Origin of the sequence: Streptomyces sp. NBC_00045 (genome assembly GCF_045041095.1) — a bacterium.
Classification (GTDB): Bacteria; Actinomycetota; Actinomycetes; order Streptomycetales; family Streptomycetaceae; genus Streptomyces.
Window position 1 is genome coordinate 4,063,066 of the sequence record NZ_CP108271.1, and the last position, 19,943, is coordinate 4,083,008.

The 19,943-nt window shown below is 70.4% G+C and carries 20 protein-coding genes and 1 riboswitch; of the genes, 12 read left to right on the forward strand and 8 right to left on the reverse strand.

Annotated features, from left to right (window positions below):
* Positions 1-51 precede the first annotated feature (51 nt).
* The 4 genes from OHA65_RS18995 to OHA65_RS19010 all read left to right on the forward strand — a co-directional run bounded on the left by OHA65_RS18995 (position 52) and on the right by OHA65_RS19010 (position 4,831).
* Positions 52-1,167: a LacI family DNA-binding transcriptional regulator gene (locus OHA65_RS18995; protein WP_327284283.1), complete on the forward strand. Its 1,116-nt coding sequence runs from the start codon at positions 52-54 to the stop codon at positions 1,165-1,167.
* A gap of 216 nt (positions 1,168-1,383) precedes the next feature.
* Positions 1,384-2,559 (forward strand): metallophosphoesterase, encoded by a 1,176-nt coding sequence (locus OHA65_RS19000; RefSeq protein WP_328765213.1) that lies wholly within the window; start codon positions 1,384-1,386, stop codon positions 2,557-2,559.
* Positions 2,560-2,709: 150 nt separating this feature from the next.
* Entirely contained in the window at positions 2,710-3,534 is an 825-nt protein-coding gene (locus OHA65_RS19005; RefSeq protein ID WP_327284284.1) for a hypothetical protein, read from the forward strand.
* Positions 3,535-3,694: 160 nt separating this feature from the next.
* Positions 3,695-4,831, forward strand: coding sequence for a glycosyltransferase (locus OHA65_RS19010; protein ID WP_405762180.1), 1,137 nt, complete (start codon positions 3,695-3,697; stop codon positions 4,829-4,831).
* Between the two features lie 15 nt (positions 4,832-4,846).
* Here the strand turns inward: OHA65_RS19010 and OHA65_RS19015 are convergent, their stop codons facing one another.
* Positions 4,847-5,911 (reverse strand): aldo/keto reductase, encoded by a 1,065-nt coding sequence (locus OHA65_RS19015; protein ID WP_327285714.1) that lies wholly within the window; start codon positions 5,909-5,911, stop codon positions 4,847-4,849.
* Positions 5,912-6,030: 119 nt separating this feature from the next.
* A complete protein-coding gene (thiC, locus tag OHA65_RS19020) occupies positions 6,031-7,818 on the reverse strand; it encodes a phosphomethylpyrimidine synthase ThiC (RefSeq protein WP_327284286.1) in 1,788 nt (595 codons plus the stop codon).
* A riboswitch (TPP riboswitch) is annotated at positions 7,813-7,958 on the reverse strand. (Overlaps the previous gene by 6 nt.)
* A gap of 72 nt (positions 7,959-8,030) precedes the next feature.
* On the opposite strand from thiC, the gene OHA65_RS19025 reads away from it, so the two are divergent.
* Positions 8,031-9,440: a YibE/F family protein gene (locus OHA65_RS19025; protein WP_327284287.1), complete on the forward strand. Its 1,410-nt coding sequence runs from the start codon at positions 8,031-8,033 to the stop codon at positions 9,438-9,440.
* Between the two features lie 50 nt (positions 9,441-9,490).
* Here the strand turns inward: OHA65_RS19025 and OHA65_RS19030 are convergent, their stop codons facing one another.
* From OHA65_RS19030 to OHA65_RS19045, 4 genes are all read right to left on the reverse strand, one after another.
* Positions 9,491-9,940 carry an SsgA family sporulation/cell division regulator gene (locus tag OHA65_RS19030; protein ID WP_327284288.1) on the reverse strand — a complete coding sequence of 150 codons (450 nt, stop codon included), beginning with the start codon at positions 9,938-9,940 and terminating at the stop codon, positions 9,491-9,493.
* A 97-nt stretch (positions 9,941-10,037) separates the two neighbouring features.
* Positions 10,038-10,784 (reverse strand): IclR family transcriptional regulator, encoded by a 747-nt coding sequence (locus tag OHA65_RS19035; RefSeq protein ID WP_371644135.1) that lies wholly within the window; start codon positions 10,782-10,784, stop codon positions 10,038-10,040.
* A 346-nt stretch (positions 10,785-11,130) separates the two neighbouring features.
* Positions 11,131-11,349 (reverse strand): DUF5326 family protein, encoded by a 219-nt coding sequence (locus tag OHA65_RS19040; protein ID WP_327285715.1) that lies wholly within the window; start codon positions 11,347-11,349, stop codon positions 11,131-11,133.
* A gap of 154 nt (positions 11,350-11,503) precedes the next feature.
* On the reverse strand, positions 11,504-11,821 hold the full coding sequence (locus tag OHA65_RS19045) for a cupin domain-containing protein (protein WP_371644138.1): 318 nt from the start codon (positions 11,819-11,821) through the stop codon (positions 11,504-11,506).
* 89 nt (positions 11,822-11,910) lie between these two features.
* On the opposite strand from OHA65_RS19045, the gene OHA65_RS19050 reads away from it, so the two are divergent.
* The 4 genes from OHA65_RS19050 (at position 11,911) to OHA65_RS19065 (ending at position 15,209) form a co-directional block, all read left to right on the forward strand.
* The gene (locus OHA65_RS19050; RefSeq protein ID WP_327284290.1) at positions 11,911-12,291 is read left to right on the forward strand and encodes a phage holin family protein; all 381 of its coding nucleotides are present in this window, start codon (positions 11,911-11,913) and stop codon (positions 12,289-12,291) included.
* A 156-nt stretch (positions 12,292-12,447) separates the two neighbouring features.
* On the forward strand, positions 12,448-13,572 hold the full coding sequence (locus OHA65_RS19055) for a cystathionine gamma-lyase (protein WP_371646879.1): 1,125 nt from the start codon (positions 12,448-12,450) through the stop codon (positions 13,570-13,572).
* Between the two features lie 177 nt (positions 13,573-13,749).
* Positions 13,750-14,655 (forward strand): LysR family transcriptional regulator, encoded by a 906-nt coding sequence (locus OHA65_RS19060; protein WP_327284292.1) that lies wholly within the window; start codon positions 13,750-13,752, stop codon positions 14,653-14,655.
* Positions 14,656-14,729: 74 nt separating this feature from the next.
* Positions 14,730-15,209: an NUDIX hydrolase gene (locus tag OHA65_RS19065; protein WP_327284293.1), complete on the forward strand. Its 480-nt coding sequence runs from the start codon at positions 14,730-14,732 to the stop codon at positions 15,207-15,209.
* Between the two features lie 93 nt (positions 15,210-15,302).
* Here the strand turns inward: OHA65_RS19065 and OHA65_RS19070 are convergent, their stop codons facing one another.
* On the reverse strand, positions 15,303-16,487 hold the full coding sequence (locus OHA65_RS19070; protein ID WP_327284294.1) for a globin domain-containing protein: 1,185 nt from the start codon (positions 16,485-16,487) through the stop codon (positions 15,303-15,305).
* 141 nt (positions 16,488-16,628) lie between these two features.
* On the reverse strand, positions 16,629-17,279 hold the full coding sequence (locus tag OHA65_RS19075; RefSeq protein WP_327284295.1) for an HAD-IB family phosphatase: 651 nt from the start codon (positions 17,277-17,279) through the stop codon (positions 16,629-16,631).
* 75 nt (positions 17,280-17,354) lie between these two features.
* On the opposite strand from OHA65_RS19075, the gene OHA65_RS19080 reads away from it, so the two are divergent.
* The 3 genes from OHA65_RS19080 to OHA65_RS19090 are packed head-to-tail and all read left to right on the forward strand — an operon-like array spanning position 17,355 to position 19,935.
* Positions 17,355-18,260 carry a GNAT family N-acetyltransferase gene (locus OHA65_RS19080; RefSeq protein WP_371644141.1) on the forward strand — a complete coding sequence of 302 codons (906 nt, stop codon included), beginning with the start codon at positions 17,355-17,357 and terminating at the stop codon, positions 18,258-18,260.
* A 16-nt stretch (positions 18,261-18,276) separates the two neighbouring features.
* Positions 18,277-18,738 (forward strand): GNAT family N-acetyltransferase, encoded by a 462-nt coding sequence (locus OHA65_RS19085; RefSeq protein ID WP_327284297.1) that lies wholly within the window; start codon positions 18,277-18,279, stop codon positions 18,736-18,738.
* 54 nt (positions 18,739-18,792) lie between these two features.
* Positions 18,793-19,935, forward strand: coding sequence for a winged helix DNA-binding domain-containing protein (locus tag OHA65_RS19090; protein ID WP_371644143.1), 1,143 nt, complete (start codon positions 18,793-18,795; stop codon positions 19,933-19,935).
* The last annotated feature ends 8 nt before the right edge of the window (positions 19,936-19,943 follow it).

Consider the following 19,943-nt stretch of genomic DNA (forward strand, 5'->3'; position numbering starts at 1 on the left):
TGCATATGCACCCGGACCACCCACCCCGCCGAGCCCTACTATCGGCTCGCCATGACAGCAGCAGGGAAGCATCAGGTGAGCCGGACCGAGACCACCCGGCGGGCCGCCGGCCGACAGGGCCGGGCCGGCATCAGGGACGTGGCCGCCGCGGCGGGCGTCTCGATCACGACCGTCTCCGACGCGCTCAATGGCAAGGGGCGGCTGCCGGACGCCACCCGCCGCCACGTTCGCGAGGTCGCCGACCGGCTGGGCTACCGCCCCTCCGCCGCGGCCCGGACCCTCCGTACCGGCAAGTCGGGCCTCATCGGCCTGACCGTGACGACGTACGGGGATGAACCTTTCACCTTCACCGAATTCGCGTACTTCGCCGAGATGGCCAGGGCCGCAACCTCGGCCGCACTCGCCCGCGGCTACGCCCTCGTCATCCTCCCCGCCACCTCCCGACACGACGTGTGGTCCAACGTGGCCCTCGACGGCACCGTCGTGATCGACCCCTCCGACCACGATCCCGTCGTCAGCGAACTGGTCCGCCAAGGCCTCCCCGTCGTCTCCGACGGCCGTCCGGCGGGCTCCCTCCCGGTCACCGCCTGGGTCGACAACGACCACGAGGCCGCCGTCCTCAACCTGCTCGACCACCTCGCCGCCGCCGGCGCCCGCCGGATCGGGCTGCTGACCGGCACCACCACCGACACCTACACCCGGCTCTCAACCACCGCCTACCTCAACTGGTGCGAGCACGTCGGCCAGGACCCCGTCTACGAGTCCTACCCCGCCCACGACCCGTGCGCGGGCGCCGTCGCCGCGGACCGGCTGCTCGCCCGGCCCGACCGCCCCGACGCCGTCTACGGGCTCTTCGACCCCAACGGGACCGACCTGCTCGCCGCCGCCCGGCGCTACGGGCTGCGCGTCCCCGAGGACCTGCTGCTCGTGTGCTGCAGCGAGTCCACCGTGTACGCCAACACCGAACCGCCCATCACCACCTTGTCGCTCAAACCGCGCCGCATCGGCACCGCCGTCGTGCAGCTGCTCATCGACGCCATCGAGGGAGTCGACACCGGCCGCCCGGTCGAACAGGTGGTCCCGACCGAGCTGATCATCCGCACCTCCTCGCAGCGCAGGCAGCCCCGTACGACCGTTAGCCCGCCCCGCTCACCGGCCAAGGACTGACCGCCACACCGCAATACCGGCGGGGCCAACGGCCCCGCCGAGGATTTCAGAAACACCCATTTCTGGATAAAGCGGCAGGAACTATTGGTTCCGCCCTGGATTCACCACCCCTGGTGCGTCACAGAGCGCGAGCCGCATTCCTATGATGGGCGCACGACATCACGGACCCTCCGCCCAGGAGGCCAGGAGGGTCCGCAGGTGTACGGCAGCGCGACGGTGGTGGAGGGGTCGATGACTCAGGGGGCCGGTCAGGGACCCGCGATGCGGACGGAGACGCTGCGGGACTTCCGAGTTCCGGTCACCGAGCCCGTCCCGTACGGCGTGCCCGGCGCGCTTCCCGACGAGGCCCCGGTGTACGGCGATTACCCCGCCTACTACGGGGAGGGCGCGCCCGTGCCCCCGCCGCCACCCGTGGGCCAGGCACCCGCCGCGGGCGGACCTGCCGACGAGGACGACCTCGACGAGGGCTACACCCCCACCCACCGCGATCTGCCGATCATCGGCCGCGGCGGGCCGGGCGACACCGTCCAGGTCCAGTACGTCCCCCAGGAGACCCCCGCCGCGGGCCCCGGACCGCTGTACGTCGTCGGCGACGTCCACGGCTATCTGGACGAGCTCGTCACCGAACTCCAGGCCCAGGGCCTCATCGACGCCGACCGCCGCTGGGCGGCCGGCAACGCCCGCATCTGGTTCCTCGGCGACTTCACCGACCGCGGCCCCGACGGCATCGGCGTCATCGACCTCGTCATGCGGCTGTCCGCCGAGGCCGCCGCCGCCGGCGGCTACTGCAAGGCCCTCATGGGCAACCACGAGCTACTGCTCATCGGCGCCAAGCGGTTCGGCGACACCCCCGTCGTCTCGGGCGCCGGCACCGCCACCTTCCAGGCCGCCTGGCTGCTCAACGGCGGCCAGCGCACCGACATGGAGCGCCTGGAGGACGTCCACCTGCAGTGGATGTCGCGGCTGGACGCGGCCGTGCTGGCCGACGGACACCTCCTGCTGCACTCCGACACCACCGCTTACCTCGACTACGGCGACTCGGTCGAGGACGTCAACGACACCATCCACGAGCTGCTCAACCGCAACGACGCGGACATCACCTGGGACCTGTTCCGCAAGTTCACCAAGCGGTTCGCCTTCCGCGACGAGGAGACCGGCCCCCAGGCCGTACGCGAACTCCTCGACACCTACGGTGGCCGCCGCGTCGTGCACGGGCACAGCCCGATCCCCTACCTGCTGGGCGAAGTGGGCACCGAAGACGGCGACGAGTCGCGCGGCCCGGAGGCCGTGACCGGCCCCCACGTCTACGCGGAAGGGCTCGCCATCGCCATGGACGGCGGCGTCACCATGGCGGGCAAACTGCTGGTCGTGCAACTCCCGTTGAACGACTGAGGGTTATCAGAACGGGGGTAATTTCAGGAAAGCCCCTGTCACCGCGTGGCATGGGCGCTCTACCATCGCCCTATCCGTAGCAGGCTCTCCTCCGTTTGTGCCGGCGCCCGGGTCTACGCGGGCCAACCGGTCCCCACGGAGCATCGGGGGATGCACATGAACAGCGCTCCGCACCTGCTGACCGAAGACCGACCCGAGTTCGATCGGCTCCTCGACGAGGCGCTGCGCACCGCGCCCGAACGGCCCGAGCTCGCCGCCCTCGGCGAGCGACTGAACGCCGAACAACTGCGCACGATGGCCATCGGGGCCAGCGCGCTGCTGACGGCCGCTGCCGCGGCCGAGTACGAGCACTACGTCAAACTCCGCGGCGAACGGCGCGAAGAGGCCCTGTCCTCCCCCGGATCGGCCGGGGACCAGGCTGCCGGGCAGGACGGGGGCGACGACGGCGCGGGCGCAGGCGCCGTCGTCGCCGTGCTCGCGCCGGTCCTGGCAGGCACTGCGATGCTGATCTTCCTGCTGGTGGGCTACGTCCTGAAGGCGGTCGAGCCCGAACCGGCCTTCGCCGAGACGATGCTGACGGCGGGTTGGCTGTTCGGCGCGCTGACCGTGGTGTCCCTGGTGTTCGCGGTGATCGGGCTGCTGGTGACGGCCGTCCGGAACAGTGCGACCGAGGTGGTGGCGCAGGACGACACCGGGGCGATACCCGACGACGTCGCACGGGCCCGCGAGGCCTGGCGGCACGCCCTGCTGGAGCGGGGCATCCTGCCGTTCCTGAAGGACGCGCTGGCCGATCCGAACGCGGGGCCGGCGTATCCGGCCCCCGGCACGCCGAAGGCCGGGCGCATCCCCAACCTGGGATACACCCGGCCCGACTTCACCAGTCCGGGGTCCACCTCTCAGGGACCCCGCCCCGGCTACACGCCGCCGGACTTCAGCAGCCCGGACTTCGGCGGCACGGAGAGCGGCACGTCGTGACGGCGGCCCGTGCTGCCCGGCATGCCACCTCGGCTCGCCCACCCGTCAGCGGATCGGACCAGCACACGCAGCCACTTGGCGGTGCGCACGAGAGCCACCCGGGGCCGCATCCGGCGTGCCGCCCCCGGCCCGGACCGCGCCGTCCCTAGGGTCAGCGGCCGTGAAGCCGACCATTTGCCTCTGCATGATCGTGAAGAACGAATCCTCCGTCATCGAGCGCTGCCTCGACTCGGTACGGGACCTCATCGACACCTGGGTCATCTCCGACACCGGATCCACCGACGGCACCCAGGAGCTCATCCGAAGTGCTCTGCGCGAGATCCCAGGAGAACTCCACGAGGAACCCTGGACCGACTTCGGCCACAACCGCAGCCTCAACATCGCGCATGCCCGGGGCAAGGCCGACTACCTGCTCCTCCTCGACGCCGACCACGTCCTGCGCCGTGGCGGGCCGCTGCCCCCGCTCACGGCGCAGTCGTACATGCTGCGCCACGAGGGCGCGACGGAGTACCGCATCAAGCGCCTGGTCCGCGGCGATCTCCCCTGGCGGTACGAGGGCGTCATCCACGAGTACCTGACCTGTGACCAGCCCGGCGAGTACGACCAGCGGCCCGGTTTCCAGCAGAACCTCGACGCGCTGTCGATCGAGGACCACGCTGACGGGGGGTTCCGGCACGACAAGTTCGAACGCGATGCCCGTCTGCTCGGCGCCGCGCTCAAACAGGACCCCTCCAACACCCGGACGGTGTTCTACCTCGCCCAGACGATGCGCGACATGGGCGACACCGCGGAGGCGATCCGGCTCTACGAGCGGTGCGCGGCCATGGGCGGCTGGGCCGAGGAGGTTTACTTCGCCCTGCTCCAGGTGGGCGTCCTGAAGGCCGATGCGGGCGACTGGCCGGCCGCCATGGACGCCCTTTCGCGCGCCTGGGAGTCACGCCCCTACCGCCTGGAGGCCTGCTACGAACTGGCCTCCAGACTGAGGATGCTGGGCCGCCACCACGCAGCACACGCGATCACCACGGCCGTCCTGGACCGGCCGGCTCCGGCAGACCTGTTGTTCGTCCAGCCGTGGGTGTACGAGTGGGGGCTGCTCTTCGAGCACTCCATCACCGCGTACTGGGTGGGGGACATGGAAGCCTCGCTGCGCGCCTGCGACCGGCTGCTGGCGCTGCCCGACCTGCCCGACGCCTTCCGCCGGCAGACGCAGACCAACCGCGGCTTCGCCGTGGCCCGCAGCAGGCCGTCCGTCCCTGTTTCACGTGAAACATCGCGCCACGCGAAGATCCAGGGCTGATCCGGAAGCCAGGAACTAGCCCGCCGCGCTGTCTCCTGCGGCACGGTCCCCCGGCGCTCGTCGCCGTTGGGCGGTGTCGGTCAGAGCCGGCGGGCGCCACACTCCGTCCGGGTGGTAGAGGTTCGTCCCCGGCGGCACGATCTCGTCGATCCGGTCGAGCGCCGCGTCGTCGAGGACCAGGTCGGCTCGCTTGACCAGTGAGTTCAGCTGCTCCATGGTCCGCGGACCGATGATCACCGAGGTGACCGCGGGATGCGCGAGCGGGAAGGCGACAGCCAGCTCGGGCAGGGTGCAGCCGATCCCGTCGGCGAGGTCGACGAGTTGTTCCACGGCTTCCAGCTTGGCGATGTTTCCCGGGATCGCCGGGTCGAAGCGCGCCGGCGTCAGCGCCGCCCTCCCGGAGCTCAGGTCGACGGGCCCGCCGAGCCGGTACTTGCCGCTCAGGAAACCGGATGCGAGCGGGCTCCAGGTCAGCACGCCCATCCCGTGGCGCCGGGCGACGGGCAGCACCGAGGCCTCGATCCCGCGGGCGAGGATCGAGTACGGAGGCTGCTCGGTCCGGAACCGGGGGAGGGAGCGCCGCTCGGCGACGTGATGGGCCTCGACGATCTCCTCGGCGGGGAAGGTGGAACAGCCGAAGGCGCGGATCTTGCCGGCCCGCACCAGGTCACCGAGGACCGACAGCGTCTCCTCGACGTCCGTCGAGTGGTCGGGCCGGTGCACCTGGTAGAGGTCGATCCATTCGGTGTCCAGCCGCCGCATACTGTCCTCCACGGCCCGCACGATCCACCGCCGCGAGTTCCCGCTGCGATTGCGTCCCTCCCCCATCTGGAAGTGGACCTTCGTGGCGAGCACGACATCGTCACGCCGGCCCTTGAGCGCCTTGCCGACGATCTCCTCGGACTCCCCGGCGGAGTACATGTCCGCGGTGTCGACGAAGTTGATCCCCTGATCGAGCGCGGCGTGGATGATCCGCACGCACTCCTGGTGGTCGGGGTTCCCCACCGCTCCGAACATCATCGTGCCGAGGCAGTGCGCACTGACCTCTATGCCGGTGCCGCCCAGACTGCGATATCTCATGGTCATGAGCCCGCACTGTAGGAGCTGGAGTCCGCTCCAGCGCAAGCGTTTTCGCACCGGGCCGCTGCTCTGGGGAGCCCCCTCCTTCTCCCCAGAGCAGTGCGGCCTCGACGGACGGGTCAGTCCGCCAGGGGGAGGTACACCCGGTTGCCGCTCGCCGCGAACTCGGCGGACTTCTCCGCCATGCCCGCCTCGATCTCATCGGCCTTCAGGTCGCCGCCGTGCTCACGGCGGATGTCCTGGGAGATCTTCATCGAGCAGAACTTCGGACCGCACATGGAGCAGAAGTGCGCGGTCTTGGCCGGCTCGGCCGGGAGCGTCTCGTCGTGGAACTCGCGGGCCGTGACCGGGTCGAGGGCCAGGTTGAACTGGTCCTCCCAACGGAACTCGAACCGCGCGTCCGACAGCGCGTCGTCCCATTCCTGCGCGCCGGGGTGGCCCTTGGCGAGGTCCGCAGCATGCGCAGCGATCTTGTACGTGATGACGCCGGTCTTCACGTCGTCACGGTTGGGCAGGCCGAGGTGCTCCTTCGGCGTGACGTAGCAGAGCATCGCGGTGCCCCACCAGGCGATCATCGCGGCGCCGATGCCCGAGGTGATGTGGTCGTAGGCCGGGGCGACGTCCGTGGTCAGCGGGCCGAGCGTGTAGAACGGCGCCTCCTCGCAGATCTCCTGCTGGAGGTCGATGTTCTCCTTGATCTTGTGCATCGGGACGTGGCCCGGGCCCTCGATCATGGTCTGCACGTTGTGGCGCTTGGCGATCGTGTTCAGCTCGCCCAGGGTCTTCAGCTCGGCGAACTGCGCGGCGTCGTTGGCGTCGGCGATGGAGCCGGGGCGCAGACCGTCGCCCAGCGAGTACGTGACGTCGTACGACGCGAGGATCTCGCAGAGCTCCTCGAAGTTCGTGTAGAGGAAGTTCTCCTTGTGGTGCGCGAGGCACCAGGCGGCCATGATCGAGCCACCGCGCGAGACGATGCCGGTCTTGCGGCGGGCGGTCAGCGGGACGTAAGGCAGCAGCACGCCGGCGTGGACCGTCATGTAGTCGACGCCCTGCTCGGCCTGCTCGATGACCGTGTCCTTGTAGATCTCCCAGGTCAGGTCCTCGGCGCGGCCGTCGACCTTCTCCAGCGCCTGGTAGAGCGGCACGGTGCCGATCGGTACGGGAGAGTTGCGCAGCACCCACTCGCGGGTGGTGTGGATGTTGCGGCCCGTCGAGAGGTCCATGACCGTGTCGGCGCCCCACTTGGTCGCCCAGGTCATCTTGTCGACCTCCTCCTCGATGGAAGAGGTGACAGCGGAGTTGCCGATGTTGGCGTTGACCTTGACCAGGAACCGCTTGCCGATGATCATCGGCTCGATCTCCGGGTGGTTCACGTTGGCGGGAAGAACCGCGCGACCTGCGGCGATCTCCTCGCGGACGACCTCGGGGGAGACGTTCTCGCGGATCGCGACGTACTCCATCTCCGGGGTGATCTCACCACGGCGGGCGTACGCGAGCTGAGTGACCGCTGCGCCGCCGCGGCCGCGGCGGGGCTGGCGGGGGCGGCCCGGGAAGACCGCGTCGAGGTTCTTGAGGCCACCGCGCGGCGAGGTGTGCTTGATGCCGTCGTCCTCGGGACGCACGGGGCGGCCCGCGTACTCCTCGGTGTCGCCTCGGCCGATGATCCAGTTCTCGCGCAGCGGCGCCAGTCCGCGCCGCACATCGGTCTCGATCTGGGGGTCGGTGTACGGCCCGGACGTGTCGTAGAGCGTCACGTCCTTGCCGTTGGTGAGGTGGACCTGGCGGACCGGCACCCGGATGTCGGGGCGGGAACCCGCCACGTAGCCCTTGTGCCAGCCCGGCTGGCGCTCGGTCTGGCCGTCGGCGTCCTGGCTGACGGCAGGCGTGCGTGCGTCCTGAATGGTCATGAGACCTGATCTCCCTACGCCGGCATTACCCGGTAACAGGTTCGGCGGTCGACGCAGCCTCTTCCCGTACGCATGTGTGCTGCGCGTACGGTGATCAGCGCCCTCTCAGCCCGGTGCTCCGAGCTCCCGCGTTGTGCAAAGGTGACCCCACGCTAGCGTCACTTGTGGCGTGCTGAACAGTGGGCCCCCTCAACTCTTGCGATGATCGGCTGGTGACGTCATCGCCGCAGCCCCCCACCGCACCCACTCAGCCCACGGGTCACTCCGGCCACGCAGACGCGGGCCACGGGCATGACCAAGGGCATGACCACGGTCCCGCCCAAGCGCATTCCCACGGGCATTCCCATGGCCACGGGCCGGCGGCTCCGGTCTCGAAGCACCTGCGCAAGGTCATCGCAGCGGTACTGATCCCCTTCGCCGCCGCCGTCTTCGTCGGCCTGGTGGTGCTGTGGCCGGGCGGTGCCCCCGCCCACGAGCGCTCCGGAGTGGGCTTCGACCGGCAGACCCAACAGGGCCGGGTGGTCGCGCTCGAACAGGTCGACTGCAAATCGGTGAACGCCTCGCAGGTTCCGGCCACGAGCAACCCCACCACCCCGGAGGGCCGCGAGGCCCGGGCAGCGCAGACCGGCGAGTGCAAGAAGGCCACCGTCGAGGTCGGCACCGGACCCGACAAGGGCCGCACCTTCTTCGAGATCGTCCAACCCGGCGCGCCGCGGCAGTTGGAGGACGGCCAGGAGGTGGTCGTCGCGTACGCGCCGGACGCGCCCCGCGATCTCCAGTACTCCGTGGTCGACGTGAACCGCAAACTGCCCCTGGCGGTGCTGGCCGGCATCTTCGCGGTGGCGGTGGTCGTCGTCGGCCGGATGCGGGGCCTGTTCGCGCTGATCGCGCTGGCCGTCAGCTTCGGCGTGCTGACCCTCTTCATCCTCCCGGCGATCCTGCAGGGCTCCAACCCGCTGGTCGTCGCGGTCATCGGCGCCAGCGCCATCATGCTCATCGCGCTCTACATGTGCCACGGCCTGAGCGCCCGCACGTCCGTCGCCGTCCTGGGGACCCTCGTCTCGCTGCTGCTGATCGGACTGCTGGGAACGGTGTTCGTCGACTGGGCGTTCCTCAGCGGCAACACCGACGACAACACCGGTCTGATCCACGGGCTGTACCCGGACATCGACATGAGCGGTCTGCTGCTTGCAGGTGTGATCATCGGATCGCTGGGCGTGCTCGACGACGTGACGGTCACCCAGACCTCCGCGGTCTGGGAACTCCACCAGGCCGACTCCTCGATGGGGCCCCGTGCCCTCTACCGAGCGGCCATCCGCATCGGCCGCGACCACATCGCATCGGTGGTCAACACCCTGGTACTGGCTTACGCGGGCGCGGCGCTCCCCCTGCTGCTGCTGTTCTCGATCGCGAACAGCAGCATGGGGTCGGTGGCCAACAGCGAGCTGGTGGCTGAGGAGATCGTACGGACCCTCGTCGGGTCGATCGGACTCGTGGCCTCGGTGCCGGTGACCACGGCCCTCGCTGCGCTGGTGGTTTCGGCGGACCGGCCGGGGTCCCCGGCCGCAGCGGTGGCCTCGGGGCCGGTCCGCGGGGGCCGGGGGCGGCGGCGCAAGCGCTGAGCGACCCGGGTGGCTCGGGGGCCCGGGGCGGCTCGGCTCGGCCGGTCCGCTCAGCCCGCGTTCTGCTCGTTCTGCCGCGCCTCGGCCAGGATCCGGTCCAGCGCCTCGTCGAGGTTCTCCTCGAAGTCGCCGAGGTTGCGCTCCTGACCGAGCGGAACAAGCCGGTCTGTACGGTCGAGGAACGCGACGAGCGGCGCCGCGCCGGCGCGGAACAGAGCCCGGTCGGTGCCGACCTGGAGCCTGATGTGGACGTCGGACAGCTCGTCGGGATCGGTGGGGGCGATGTGCACATCGCCGTCACCGCAGGGCTTGTTGATGCCGTCGAGGAGGAGCTCGCGACCGAACGCCCAGGTCACGGGCGCGTCTCCGGGAAGGTGGAAGGTCAGCCGCACTGCGTAGGGGTCACGGGTGTCGTACCGGAGTTCCACCGGGATCCGGAACGAGAGCTCCTCGGAAACGAGGAAGCTCATCATGACCTCTGCCTGTACCGACTCGCGCATGGACTACCCCGCTGTAGTGGAAGTGGCCAGGAATGGTCCCCCAGGGCCCTCTTGACAAGGGTGGTGGAAGCGCATGCAGATCACAAGGAGTGAGTTTTCAGATACTGATAGAGAACGAGAGGGTGCTCAACAGCGCGCCTACTTCACTCCGTAGCCGATTGACTACATAAAGCAATCGTTCCTCCTGGTGCAAAGGGAGGGAAATCGCCATGGTTGCGGCGGTATCGCCTGCAGTAATGGGGATGGCCGCACAGACCGTGCCCAGCGCGTACTCCTGACGCTCCGTAACCGGCTCCATGCGGCCGAGAGAGCGGATGCGGGTTTCGAGGGCACGCTGGTCCCGGACGGTGTACTGGGTGACGGCCTCGACCGGGTGCCGGTCGTAGTAGTCCCTGCGCGTCTTCTCGTCGAGTTGGGCCAGCAGGCACTGCCCGATGGCGTGCGCGTGCCCGGTCGCACGAAAATCGGCCCACTCCTCGACCGCGGGACTGGCCGGGGTGTCCGAGACGCCCACGAGTTCGATCTCACCTTCACGGAACACCGCGAAGTAGACGGGGGCCCCGACCACGTCACGGAAGTGCGCGAGGGAGTCGAGGATCATGCTGCGACGTTTCTGCTGCAGTCCGCCACCCGCCAGCCGCTCGGCGGCGGCACCGAGCAGGAACACTCCGCCCGCGCGCCGCAGATAGCCCTCATGGGTGAGGGTGCGCAGCAGGTGGTACGCGGTGGGGAGCGGCAGCCCGGCTTCGCGCGCCAGTTGTTTCGCCGGGGCTCCCTCGCTGTGGGAGCCCGCTGCTTCGAGCAGCCTCAACGCGCGCTGCACCGAACCGATCAGCGTCGGCACACCGGCATTGTGAACCGAAGACAAAGCTCACCCCCAGGCGTGGCGGCGGGCCTGGGGAGGGCCCGCCCGGCGGGGGCCGCCCCCGCACGTGCCGCGGCTCCTGGGGGTCGCACTCGGTCGACACTGAAGAAAAACGCAGGTCAGGGCGGCGCTACCGGAGTCCGGCGCCCAGGGAACGACACAGATTGCCACTCTATCTGCCGATTCCCCCGGCATGAGCGGTATGCCGCCCCTCGTTCCCCCGCCCGGGTTAATCACCGGGATTGACCCGGAGCCCCCGAGCGGTGCCGGAGTCGGAGGCCGGAAGGCCAGAGCCGGTCGGGCCGGTCGGGCCGGGGGCCAAGGCCTACCAGTCGCGCGAGGAGGACTTCGTACCGCTGCCGGTGAACTTCTTCACGACGAAGACGAGGCCGCCGACGAGGGCGACGAAGAGCAGCAGCTTGAAGGCGAACGAGATCAGGGCGCCGAGGACGGTCGTGATGACCCCGCCGAAGACGAAGAGCACCAGAAGCGGGATCGCGACCCACTTAACCCACCAGGGCATGCCTGCGAATGTCTCTCGGATCCCGTCCATGTCCTCAACCTCTTCCTGAGCCGTGACTTCCTGCTCTCGATGCTAGGAGGCCGCACAACCGTCCGGGGGTCCGCAAGCCCCCGGACTCCCCTGATCCGCCCCCTAGGGGAATCGGGGGGTCCGACCCTGGGACGCGGTCCGCCGGCTAGGCCTCCGGCGGGGAGAACACGACCAGGACCCGCAGGTCCTCGGTGATGTGGTGGAACTTGTGCACCACACCGGCGGGTACGTAGACGACACTGCCGCGCGCCACCGTCGTCGTCTCCTCCCCGACCGTGATCGAGGCCCGGCCGCTCACCACGAAGTACACCTCGTCCTGGCGGTGCGGTTGTTGCGGGTCGCTCTGCCCGGCATCGAGCGCGTACAGCCCGACCGACATGTTCCGTTCGTGCAGGAACTGCAGATAGGCGCCGTCGTTCGCGAGCCGCTCCGCCTCAAGCTCGTCCAGCCGGAAGGCCTTCATCGTCGTTGTGCCCCTTGCTTTCTCGCGTTCCCCGGCATCCGCTGATCTGATGATGTCCCACAGGGATCTTCTCTGCCACGATCAGACACATGACGAATTTCGTAGTCAAGACGCTCGCGAACGCGGCAGCCCTGGCCGTCGCCATCTGGTTGCTTGCCGGCATCACGCTGGACGACCACAGCTCCCTGGGCCGCAGGACCCTGACGCTGATCCTGGTCGCATTGGTCTTCGGCCTGGTCAACATCATCGTCAAGCCGGTGGTGAAGCTCCTCTCGCTGCCGCTGTTCGTCCTCACCCTCGGACTGTTCACGCTCGTCGTGAACGCCCTGATGCTGATGCTGACCTCCTGGCTGGCCGAGCAGCTCGACCTCAGCTTCCACGTCGACGGCTTCTGGACCGCCCTGCTCGGCGGCCTGATCATCTCCGTCGTCTCCTGGGCCGTGAACATGGCCCTGCCCGACAAGGACTGAGCTGGACCCCATTCCACCGCGCCGTTGGGACCGGAGGTTCGAGGCAGTGAAGGAGCACAGCGCGTGAACGACCATGCCGACGAGGCAGCGACAACCGCAGCGCAACACACGGCGGCCGGAGCCGGGCCCCGGACCCGGTCCGCCGAGGCGGACGGCATCGGCGACGGCACCCGGGCCGTGCGCGCCGGACTGCCCGAGCCCGTCAAGAACGAACCACCCCTGCCCGGACCCGTCTTCGCCGCCCACTTCCACCTCCCCGGCGACGTGGAGGGCCCGTACACCTACGGCCGCGACACCAACCCGACCTGGACCCTGCTGGAGCGGGCCATCGGGGAACTCGAAGCGCCCGGCCAGGCCGGCGTGGAGACCGTCGTCTTCGCGTCCGGCATGGCCGCGGTCTCCGCCGTCCTCCTCTCCCAGGCCCGCACCGGCGACACCGTCGTCCTGCCCGACGACGGCTACCAGGCACTTCCGCTGGTGCGCGAACAGCTGGAGGCGTACGGGATCCACGTACGCACGGCCTCGACGGGTGACGACGCACAGCTCGCCGTCCTCGAAGGGGCCCGGCTGCTGTGGATCGAGACCCCCTCCAACCCCGGGCTCGACGTGTGCGACATCCGGCGCCTGGCCGACGCCGCCCACGCCGGCGGCACCCTGGTCGCCGTCGACAACACGCTCGCCACCCCGCTCGGTCAGCGGCCCCTGGAACTCGGCGCGGACTTCTCCGTCGCCAGCGGCACCAAGGGCCTCACCGGCCACGGCGACCTGCTGCTCGGCTACGTCGTGTGCCGCGACGCGGACCTCGCCGCCAGCGTCCGGCGCTGGCGAAAGATCATCGGTGCGATCCCGGGTCCGATGGAGGCCTGGCTCGCCCACCGCTCCCTGGCCACCATCCAGCTGCGCGCACAGCGCCAGTGGGCCAACGCGCTTGCGGTCGCCGAGGCGCTGACCGACCGCACGGACGTCACCGGGCTGCGCTACCCGGGGCTGCCGGCGGACCCCTCCCACAAAACGGCCGTCCGGCAGATGCGGGGCTTCGGATCCGTGGTCTCCTTCACGCTGGCCGACCGCAGGCACGCCGAACGCTTCATGGCGGCCCTGCACCTGGTCGAGGACGCCACCAGCTTCGGCGGCGTACGATCCACAGCGGAGCGGCGCGGACGGTGGGGCGGCGATTCCGTCCCGGAAGGCTTCATCCGCTTCTCGGCCGGGGCCGAGGACACCGATGACCTGGTCGCGGACGTACTGCGGGCCCTCGACGCCGCGGGCGGCCACGCCTGAGCAGCCGGAACGAGAGCGGTCCGAGCCTCCCCCCTAGTGGCTCGGACCGCCCCGGGTTCCACGCGCGAAGAACCACGCGCACAAGGCTAGTTGACTCAGCGTCAGAGTCCAATCACGGTAACGACAGGGGCCTATCGGCATATTTATAGTTGAAGGCCCCCACCGAGAGGGGCCCTCATGGACCTGGCCCTGCTGCGCACCTTCGTCGCCGTGCACCGGGCGGGCTCGTTCACCCGCGCCGCCGCGCTCCTCGGGCTGTCCCAGCCCGCCGTCACCTCACAGATCCGCACCCTCGAACGCCAGCTGGGGCGGCCCCTGTTCCACCGCAGGGCCCGCGGCGTCACCCCCACCGCCGTCGGCGACGAGCTCGCCCACAAGGCCGCCCCGCACCTCGACGCCCTGCTGCGGATCACCGAGGCGGAGCGGGAGGCCGCCGGCGCGTTGCGCACCCTGCACGTGGCCGGTCCCCCCGAGTTCCTGTGCCTGCGCGTCCTGCCCGCCCTCGCACCGCTCGTCGGTCAGGGCCACACCTTGCGCACCGTCCTCCAGGCCGGCGCCGAGGAAGTCCTCGACGGGCTCGCCGCCGGCCACCACGACCTCGTCGTCACCACCGCCCGGCCGCGCGGCGGACTCTTCAGCACGACCGCCCTGTGCGACGAGGAGCACGTCCTGGTCGCCGCGCCCTACTGGGCGGCCCTCGTCGATCCCGACCGGCTGCGCGAGTCCGGCCCCGCCGCCTTCGACGGCATTCCGCTCGTCGAGGTCCACGAGACGCTGCCGCTCGTCGCCCGCTACTGGGCCGCGGTCTTCGAGACCCGGCCCGGCACCCGGCCCGATGCCGCCACCGTCGTCGCCCCGGATCTCCGGGCCGTACTGGAATGCGTCCGGGCCGGCGCCGGACTCGCCGTCCTGCCTCGGTACCTGTGCCAGGACGCCCTCGACCGCGGGCAGATCGTCGCCCTGCTGGAGCCGCCCGTACCGCCGCTGCGGACCTGGTTCCTCGTCGTGCGGGCCGGCAGTCTCGCCCTCGCCCACCTCGCCCGTGCGCACGAGCGGCTGCTGCACGCCGCGGCACACTGGTGAGCCTCCGCTTCCGGTGTGCGGAGCGTTTCCCCGACACGCGTTTCAGACACCCGCGTCTGGGCCACTCTTCTCCCATGACCGAACGTCCCGTGGTCAAACGCACCGCCCGCGCGATCCTGCTCGACGGTGGCGACCTGATCCTCATCAAACGCACCAAGCCCGGCGTCGATCCGTACTGGCTCACCCCCGGCGGGGGAGTGGAGTCCTCGGACGCCACTGTCGTCGACGCCCTCCACAGAGAGCTCCACGAAGAACTCGGCGCGAAGATCACCGATGTGGTGCCCTGCTTCGTCGACACCGTCGAGCACATCGCCGACGGAGGGGTGACCGGAGTGAAGGTGCAGCACTTCTTCGTCTGCCATCTCGAATCCATGGACCCCAGCCAGCGGCACGGTCCCGAAGTCGACGAGCCCGAGGGCGAGTACGAGATCGTCCGCGTACCCTTCAGCCGCGTCGGCATCGCCGCCGTCCATCTCGTCCCGCTGTCCCTGCGGCACTACCTCGACGGCAACATCGAGGGTGTGCGCGCCATGCACGCCCCCGACCTGGGCTGATCCCGGCCCGGGCCACTCGGCCCGGGTCCCTCGAAGTCCCGGTCTCCGGACGTCCGGGTCCCTCGAAGTCCCGGTCGCCGGCCGGCCCGGGTGTCAGCCCGCCACGCCGGCCAGCTCCTCCAACGCGTCGAAGCGGATCCGTTCCCCGGGGATCCCGATCCGCTTGAGCTCGTTCACACCGCTGCGGATCATCGCGGGCGGCCCCGAGATGAAGGCGTCGTACGAGCTCCACGGCCCGTGCTCGCCGACCGCTTGGGGCAGCTGCCCCGCCAGGCCCTCGCAGACCACCGGGCGCACCGACAGCCACGGGTGCGAGCGCTGCAGGCCCAGCAGAGTGTCCTTGTCGTACAGGTCGCCGTCGCTGCGCGCCCCGAAGAACACCTCCACCGGGCGGCGCTCACCGTGCTCCGCCACGTCCTCGATCAGTGCCTTGATCGGGGCGATGCCGGTGCCGCCGCCCAGGCACAGCATCCCGTTGTCCGTGGTGTGGTCCACCACCATCGACCCGGCCGGCGGCCCGAGCCGCAGCACGTCGCCGGGCCGGGCGTGCCGCACCAGCGCGTTGGAGACCCAGCCCGCCGGAACGGCCTTGACGTGGAAGGACAACAGCCCGTCGCCGCGCGGCGCCGAAGCGAACGAGTAGTGCCGCCACACCCGGGGCCACCAGGGCGTCTCCAGGCTCGTGTACTGGCCCGCGAGAAAGGCGTACGGCTGGTCGGGGCGGACCGTCAGCACCGCGATGTCCGGGGTGCGCAGGTCGTGCGAAACCACCTCCGCGTGCCACCACGCGGGGCTCTTCACCTCGTCCTCGGCCGCCGCGTCGATCATGATCTGGGACATCACGGTGTAGGCACGCACCCACGCGGCCTGTGTCTCCGGCCCCCAGGTCCGTTCCGCGTACCGGGCCAGCGCACCGATCAGCGCCTCGCCCACCACCGGATAGTGCCCGGCCATCGTGCCGTACTTGCGGTGGCCGGTGCCCAGCCTGCGCAGGTACGGGACGAGCACGTCCGGGTTGTCGATGTTCTCGGCGGCGGTCAGCAGAGCTTTCAGCAGTCGGTCGCGTTGCACGTCCATGGCGGCCGGGAACATGCCCCGCACCTCCGGATGCCCGGTGAACACCAGGGCGTAGAAGTACGAGGTCACCCGATCGGCGACGGGTCCGACCTCTTCGAGGGTCCGGCGGATGAGCAGGGCATCGGGGGAGGGCTCGGCCGCACCGCCCCCGGACGGTATCCGGGCCGTCCGTCTGGCCGATCTGGTGGGCGGAGCGTCCATGCGGTGCCTCGCTTCGAACATCTCGGTCGGTAAGCACTCCACGGCTTTCGAATCCGTGGTTCCGGGCCTCAAAGCCTGCCAGCCGCCCCAACCGCCCGCGGGGGAAACGCGGAAAATCCGCGTTTCGAACCCACCGTCCCCTTAAGATGCCTGGACTTCCGGGCGCGGCGCCCCCACGAGCCGGTAGGCCTCTCTCAGGTCGCGGCCCTCGTAGACATGCGTCGCCCGCTCCGCCAGGTAAGGCCGCGCGTTCACCGCCACCGACACCGCAACGGCTTCGAAGAGCACCGAGTCGGTCACCGAATCCCCGTACGCGACACAGTCGGCCCGGCCCACCCCGAACTGGGCACACAGCCGGTCCGCCACCGTGACCTTGCCCTCGGGAGTCAAGATTCCGGCCGCCTCCACAGGCCGGGTGAAGGGCACCTCGGGGAAGACGGAGCCATGGGCGGCATGTGCGCCCCACTCCAGCAGCAGCTCGACGAAGAACGACGGCGACAGCGAGATCACCGCGCAGTAGTCCCCGCGCTCCCTGATCTCCCGCCACACCTCGCGAATCCCCGACAGCCACGGGGCACCCTCGAACGCTGCCCGGACGTGCGCGGGCGTCAGCCCCGCCCACAATGCATGCGCCGCCACCGAGAACTCGTGCGGCCCCATCTCCCGCGCGCCGAACGCCCGCTCCAACTCGGCGATCTCCGTGTGCAGGCCGAGCTGTCGGGAGATCTCTGCCGGCGCCGCCGAGCCGTACATCAGCGTCCCGTCGAGATCGAAGAGGTGCAGGAGGGTCATGGCAGGGAGGCTAGCCCGTGGGATGTTTCACGTGAAACATCCACCCCCCAAATCCTCTGGACGCCCACCCGACTGATGATCCAGTCTGGGCCCGTGACACCACCACACCTCACCGACCTCCCGATTCGGGCGCTGACCGTGGACGATCTCCGCTCATGCGCCGACCTGTCCGAAGACCGCGGGTGGCCGCGCGAGGACCACAAGTGGGGACTGCTTCTCGCCGCCGGCAACGGCTACGGCATCGATGCCCCCGACGGCCACGGGCTCGCCGCCGCCTGCGTCGTCACCTCGTACGGACACACCCACGCCGGCCCGGAGCTGGCCGCCATCGGCATGGTCCTCGTCGCCGAGCGCTATGCCCGCCAGGGCCTGGGCCGCCACCTGATGACGTACGTCTGCGACGACGTCCTCAAGGGAGTCCCCCTCACCCTCCACGCCACTCCCCACGGCCGCCCCCTCTACGAGGGGCTCGGCTTCGACACCACGGGTCGGGCCGAAATGCTCCGCGGTACTTTCCGGGGCGAGCCCACTGACTCGGAGGCGCCCTCCGTGGCGGTCCGGCCCGCGGCCGGCGAGGACATCCCACGGATCGTCCGACTCGACACCGAGGTCTTCGGCACCGACCGGACCCACATGATCGCCCGGCTTCCCGCTTTTGCGGACCGGCTGCTGGTCGCGGAGGACGGCCGGGGCGAGCTCGTCGGCTACGCCGCGATCTGGCCCAACATGGAGACCCATGTGATCGGGCCGCTGATCGCCCGGGACACCGCCGGCGCCCAGGCACTCGTCACCGCGCTCGCCGCCGTCACCGACCGGCCGCTGCGAACCGACATCGACGTACGCCACGAGGAGCTCCTCACCTGGCTCAAGGACCGCGGACTCGACTCCGTGGCGTTCAACGCCGTCATGACCCGCAACATCCCCGCCCTCCCCGGCGACTGGACCCGCCGCTGGGCTCCGCTCACCGTGGCCGCGGGCTGAGTAGGGCAGCGTCGCGATGACCGACCCCGACCAGCCGGAGATCCGCCCCGCCACCGAGGAGGACCTGCCCGCCATCGTCGCCATGCTCGCGGACGACCCCCTCGGCGCCACCCGCGAATCCCCCGACGACCTCACCCCCTACATCGCGGCGTTCAAACGTCTGACGGCCGACCCGCACCAACACGTGGTCGTCGCCGTCCGCGAAGGCCGCGTCGTGGGCACCCTCCAACTCACCATCGTTCCCGGGCTGTCCCGCAAGGGAGCCACCCGTTCGATCATCGAAGGCGTCCGGGTCCATGCCGACGAGCGGGGCGGCGGCCTGGGGACCCTGTTCATCCAATGGGCGATCGACCGATCCCGCCGCGAGAACTGCCAACTCGTCCAGCTCACCTCGGACGTGACCCGCGCCGACGCCCACCGCTTCTACGAGCGACTCGGGTTCACCGCTTCCCACGTCGGGTTCAAACTCTCCCTCTGATCCCCCGTACGGCAGGCCGGGCCCGCGTCGGTGGCCCGGCCTACGATCGGGAGGATGAGCCCCAGCCTCCCCCTCGTCACCACCGCCGAGCGCCGCCACCGGCTCGGACGCAGACACCGCCTGGCTCCCTCGGCCCGTGCCGCCTCGGTCTCGGAGGCTGCGGACGCCGTCGTCGCGCTACGCGCCACCGACGCCGCCGCTCTGTTCCTCTCCGCCCGCGCCCGGCTCGCGGAAGGCGGACCCGCCACCGTCGAACAGGCCCTCTACGAGGACGTCTCCGTGGTCCGGCTGCTCAGCATGCGCAACACGCTCTTCGTCGTCTCCGCCGAACTCGCCCCGTACGTGGACTCCTCCACCGCCCGGAGCATCGCCGCCAAGGAGCGCCGCACCTTCCTCAAGCACCTCCAGGAGGACGATCAGGGCCTGGACGCCGACTGGCTGGCCCGGACCGAGGCCGCCGCGCTCGTCGCCCGCGATGCCCACGGCCCGTGCACCGGCAGCCAGCTCTCCGCGGCGGTGCCCGCACTGCGCGAGAAGATCACCGTCGGCCAAGGCAAGAAGTACGAGACCGAGACCGGTGTCGCCACCCGTGTCATCCGGCTCCTCCTGGCCGCCGACGGCCGGATCCGCCGCGACCGGCCGCGCGGGTCATGGACCTCCAGCCAGTTCCGCTGGGTGCACACCGAGTCATGGACCGCCGTACCACCGGCCGAGGCCCGCGCCGAGATCGCCCGCCGCTGGCTGCACGCCTACGGCCCGGCCACGGAGGCGGACCTCAAGTGGTGGACGGGCTGGACCCTCACCGCCGTCCGCAAGGCCCTCACCGCCGTCGGCCCCGCCCAGGTCCGCCTCGACGACGGCGGCACCGCCCTCGTCGGCCCCGGCGACACTGCTCCCGAACCCGCCCCCGAACCCTGGGCCGCGCTGCTGCCCGGCCTGGACCCCAGCGGCATCGGCTGGGCCGATCGGGGCTTCCACCTCGACCCCGCGCACCGGCTCGCCCTCTTCGACTACGCCGGCAACATCGGACCCACGGTCTGGTGGAACGGCGAGATCGTCTGGCGGCTGCTGGGCGACCCCGGCCGCGCCGCCGAGACGGCCATCGCCGCCGAGGTCGCCCGCCTCGCCCCATGGGTGGGCGGCACCCGGATCACCCCGCGCTTCCGCACCCCGCTCGAACGCGAACTGGTCGCCTGAACCGGTCG

Excerpts from the sequence above, each read along its gene's own strand:
- OHA65_RS18995 (WP_327284283.1), top strand. The coding sequence starts at position 52 with ATGACAGCAGCAGGGAAGCATCAGGTGAGCCGGACCGAGACCACCCGG.
- OHA65_RS19005 (WP_327284284.1), top strand. The coding sequence starts at position 2,710 with ATGCACATGAACAGCGCTCCGCACCTGCTGACCGAAGACCGACCCGAG.
- OHA65_RS19015 (WP_327285714.1), bottom strand. The coding sequence starts at position 5,911 with ATGAGATATCGCAGTCTGGGCGGCACCGGCATAGAGGTCAGTGCGCAC.
- thiC (WP_327284286.1), bottom strand. The coding sequence starts at position 7,818 with ATGACCATTCAGGACGCACGCACGCCTGCCGTCAGCCAGGACGCCGAC.
- OHA65_RS19030 (WP_327284288.1), bottom strand. The coding sequence starts at position 9,940 with ATGCGCGAGTCGGTACAGGCAGAGGTCATGATGAGCTTCCTCGTTTCC.
- OHA65_RS19045 (WP_371644138.1), bottom strand. The coding sequence starts at position 11,821 with ATGAAGGCCTTCCGGCTGGACGAGCTTGAGGCGGAGCGGCTCGCGAAC.
- OHA65_RS19050 (WP_327284290.1), top strand. The coding sequence starts at position 11,911 with ATGACGAATTTCGTAGTCAAGACGCTCGCGAACGCGGCAGCCCTGGCC.
- OHA65_RS19060 (WP_327284292.1), top strand. The coding sequence starts at position 13,750 with ATGGACCTGGCCCTGCTGCGCACCTTCGTCGCCGTGCACCGGGCGGGC.
- OHA65_RS19065 (WP_327284293.1), top strand. The coding sequence starts at position 14,730 with ATGACCGAACGTCCCGTGGTCAAACGCACCGCCCGCGCGATCCTGCTC.
- OHA65_RS19070 (WP_327284294.1), bottom strand. The coding sequence starts at position 16,487 with ATGGACGCTCCGCCCACCAGATCGGCCAGACGGACGGCCCGGATACCG.
- OHA65_RS19075 (WP_327284295.1), bottom strand. The coding sequence starts at position 17,279 with ATGACCCTCCTGCACCTCTTCGATCTCGACGGGACGCTGATGTACGGC.
- OHA65_RS19080 (WP_371644141.1), top strand. The coding sequence starts at position 17,355 with ATGATCCAGTCTGGGCCCGTGACACCACCACACCTCACCGACCTCCCG.
- OHA65_RS19085 (WP_327284297.1), top strand. The coding sequence starts at position 18,277 with ATGACCGACCCCGACCAGCCGGAGATCCGCCCCGCCACCGAGGAGGAC.
- OHA65_RS19090 (WP_371644143.1), top strand. The coding sequence starts at position 18,793 with ATGAGCCCCAGCCTCCCCCTCGTCACCACCGCCGAGCGCCGCCACCGG.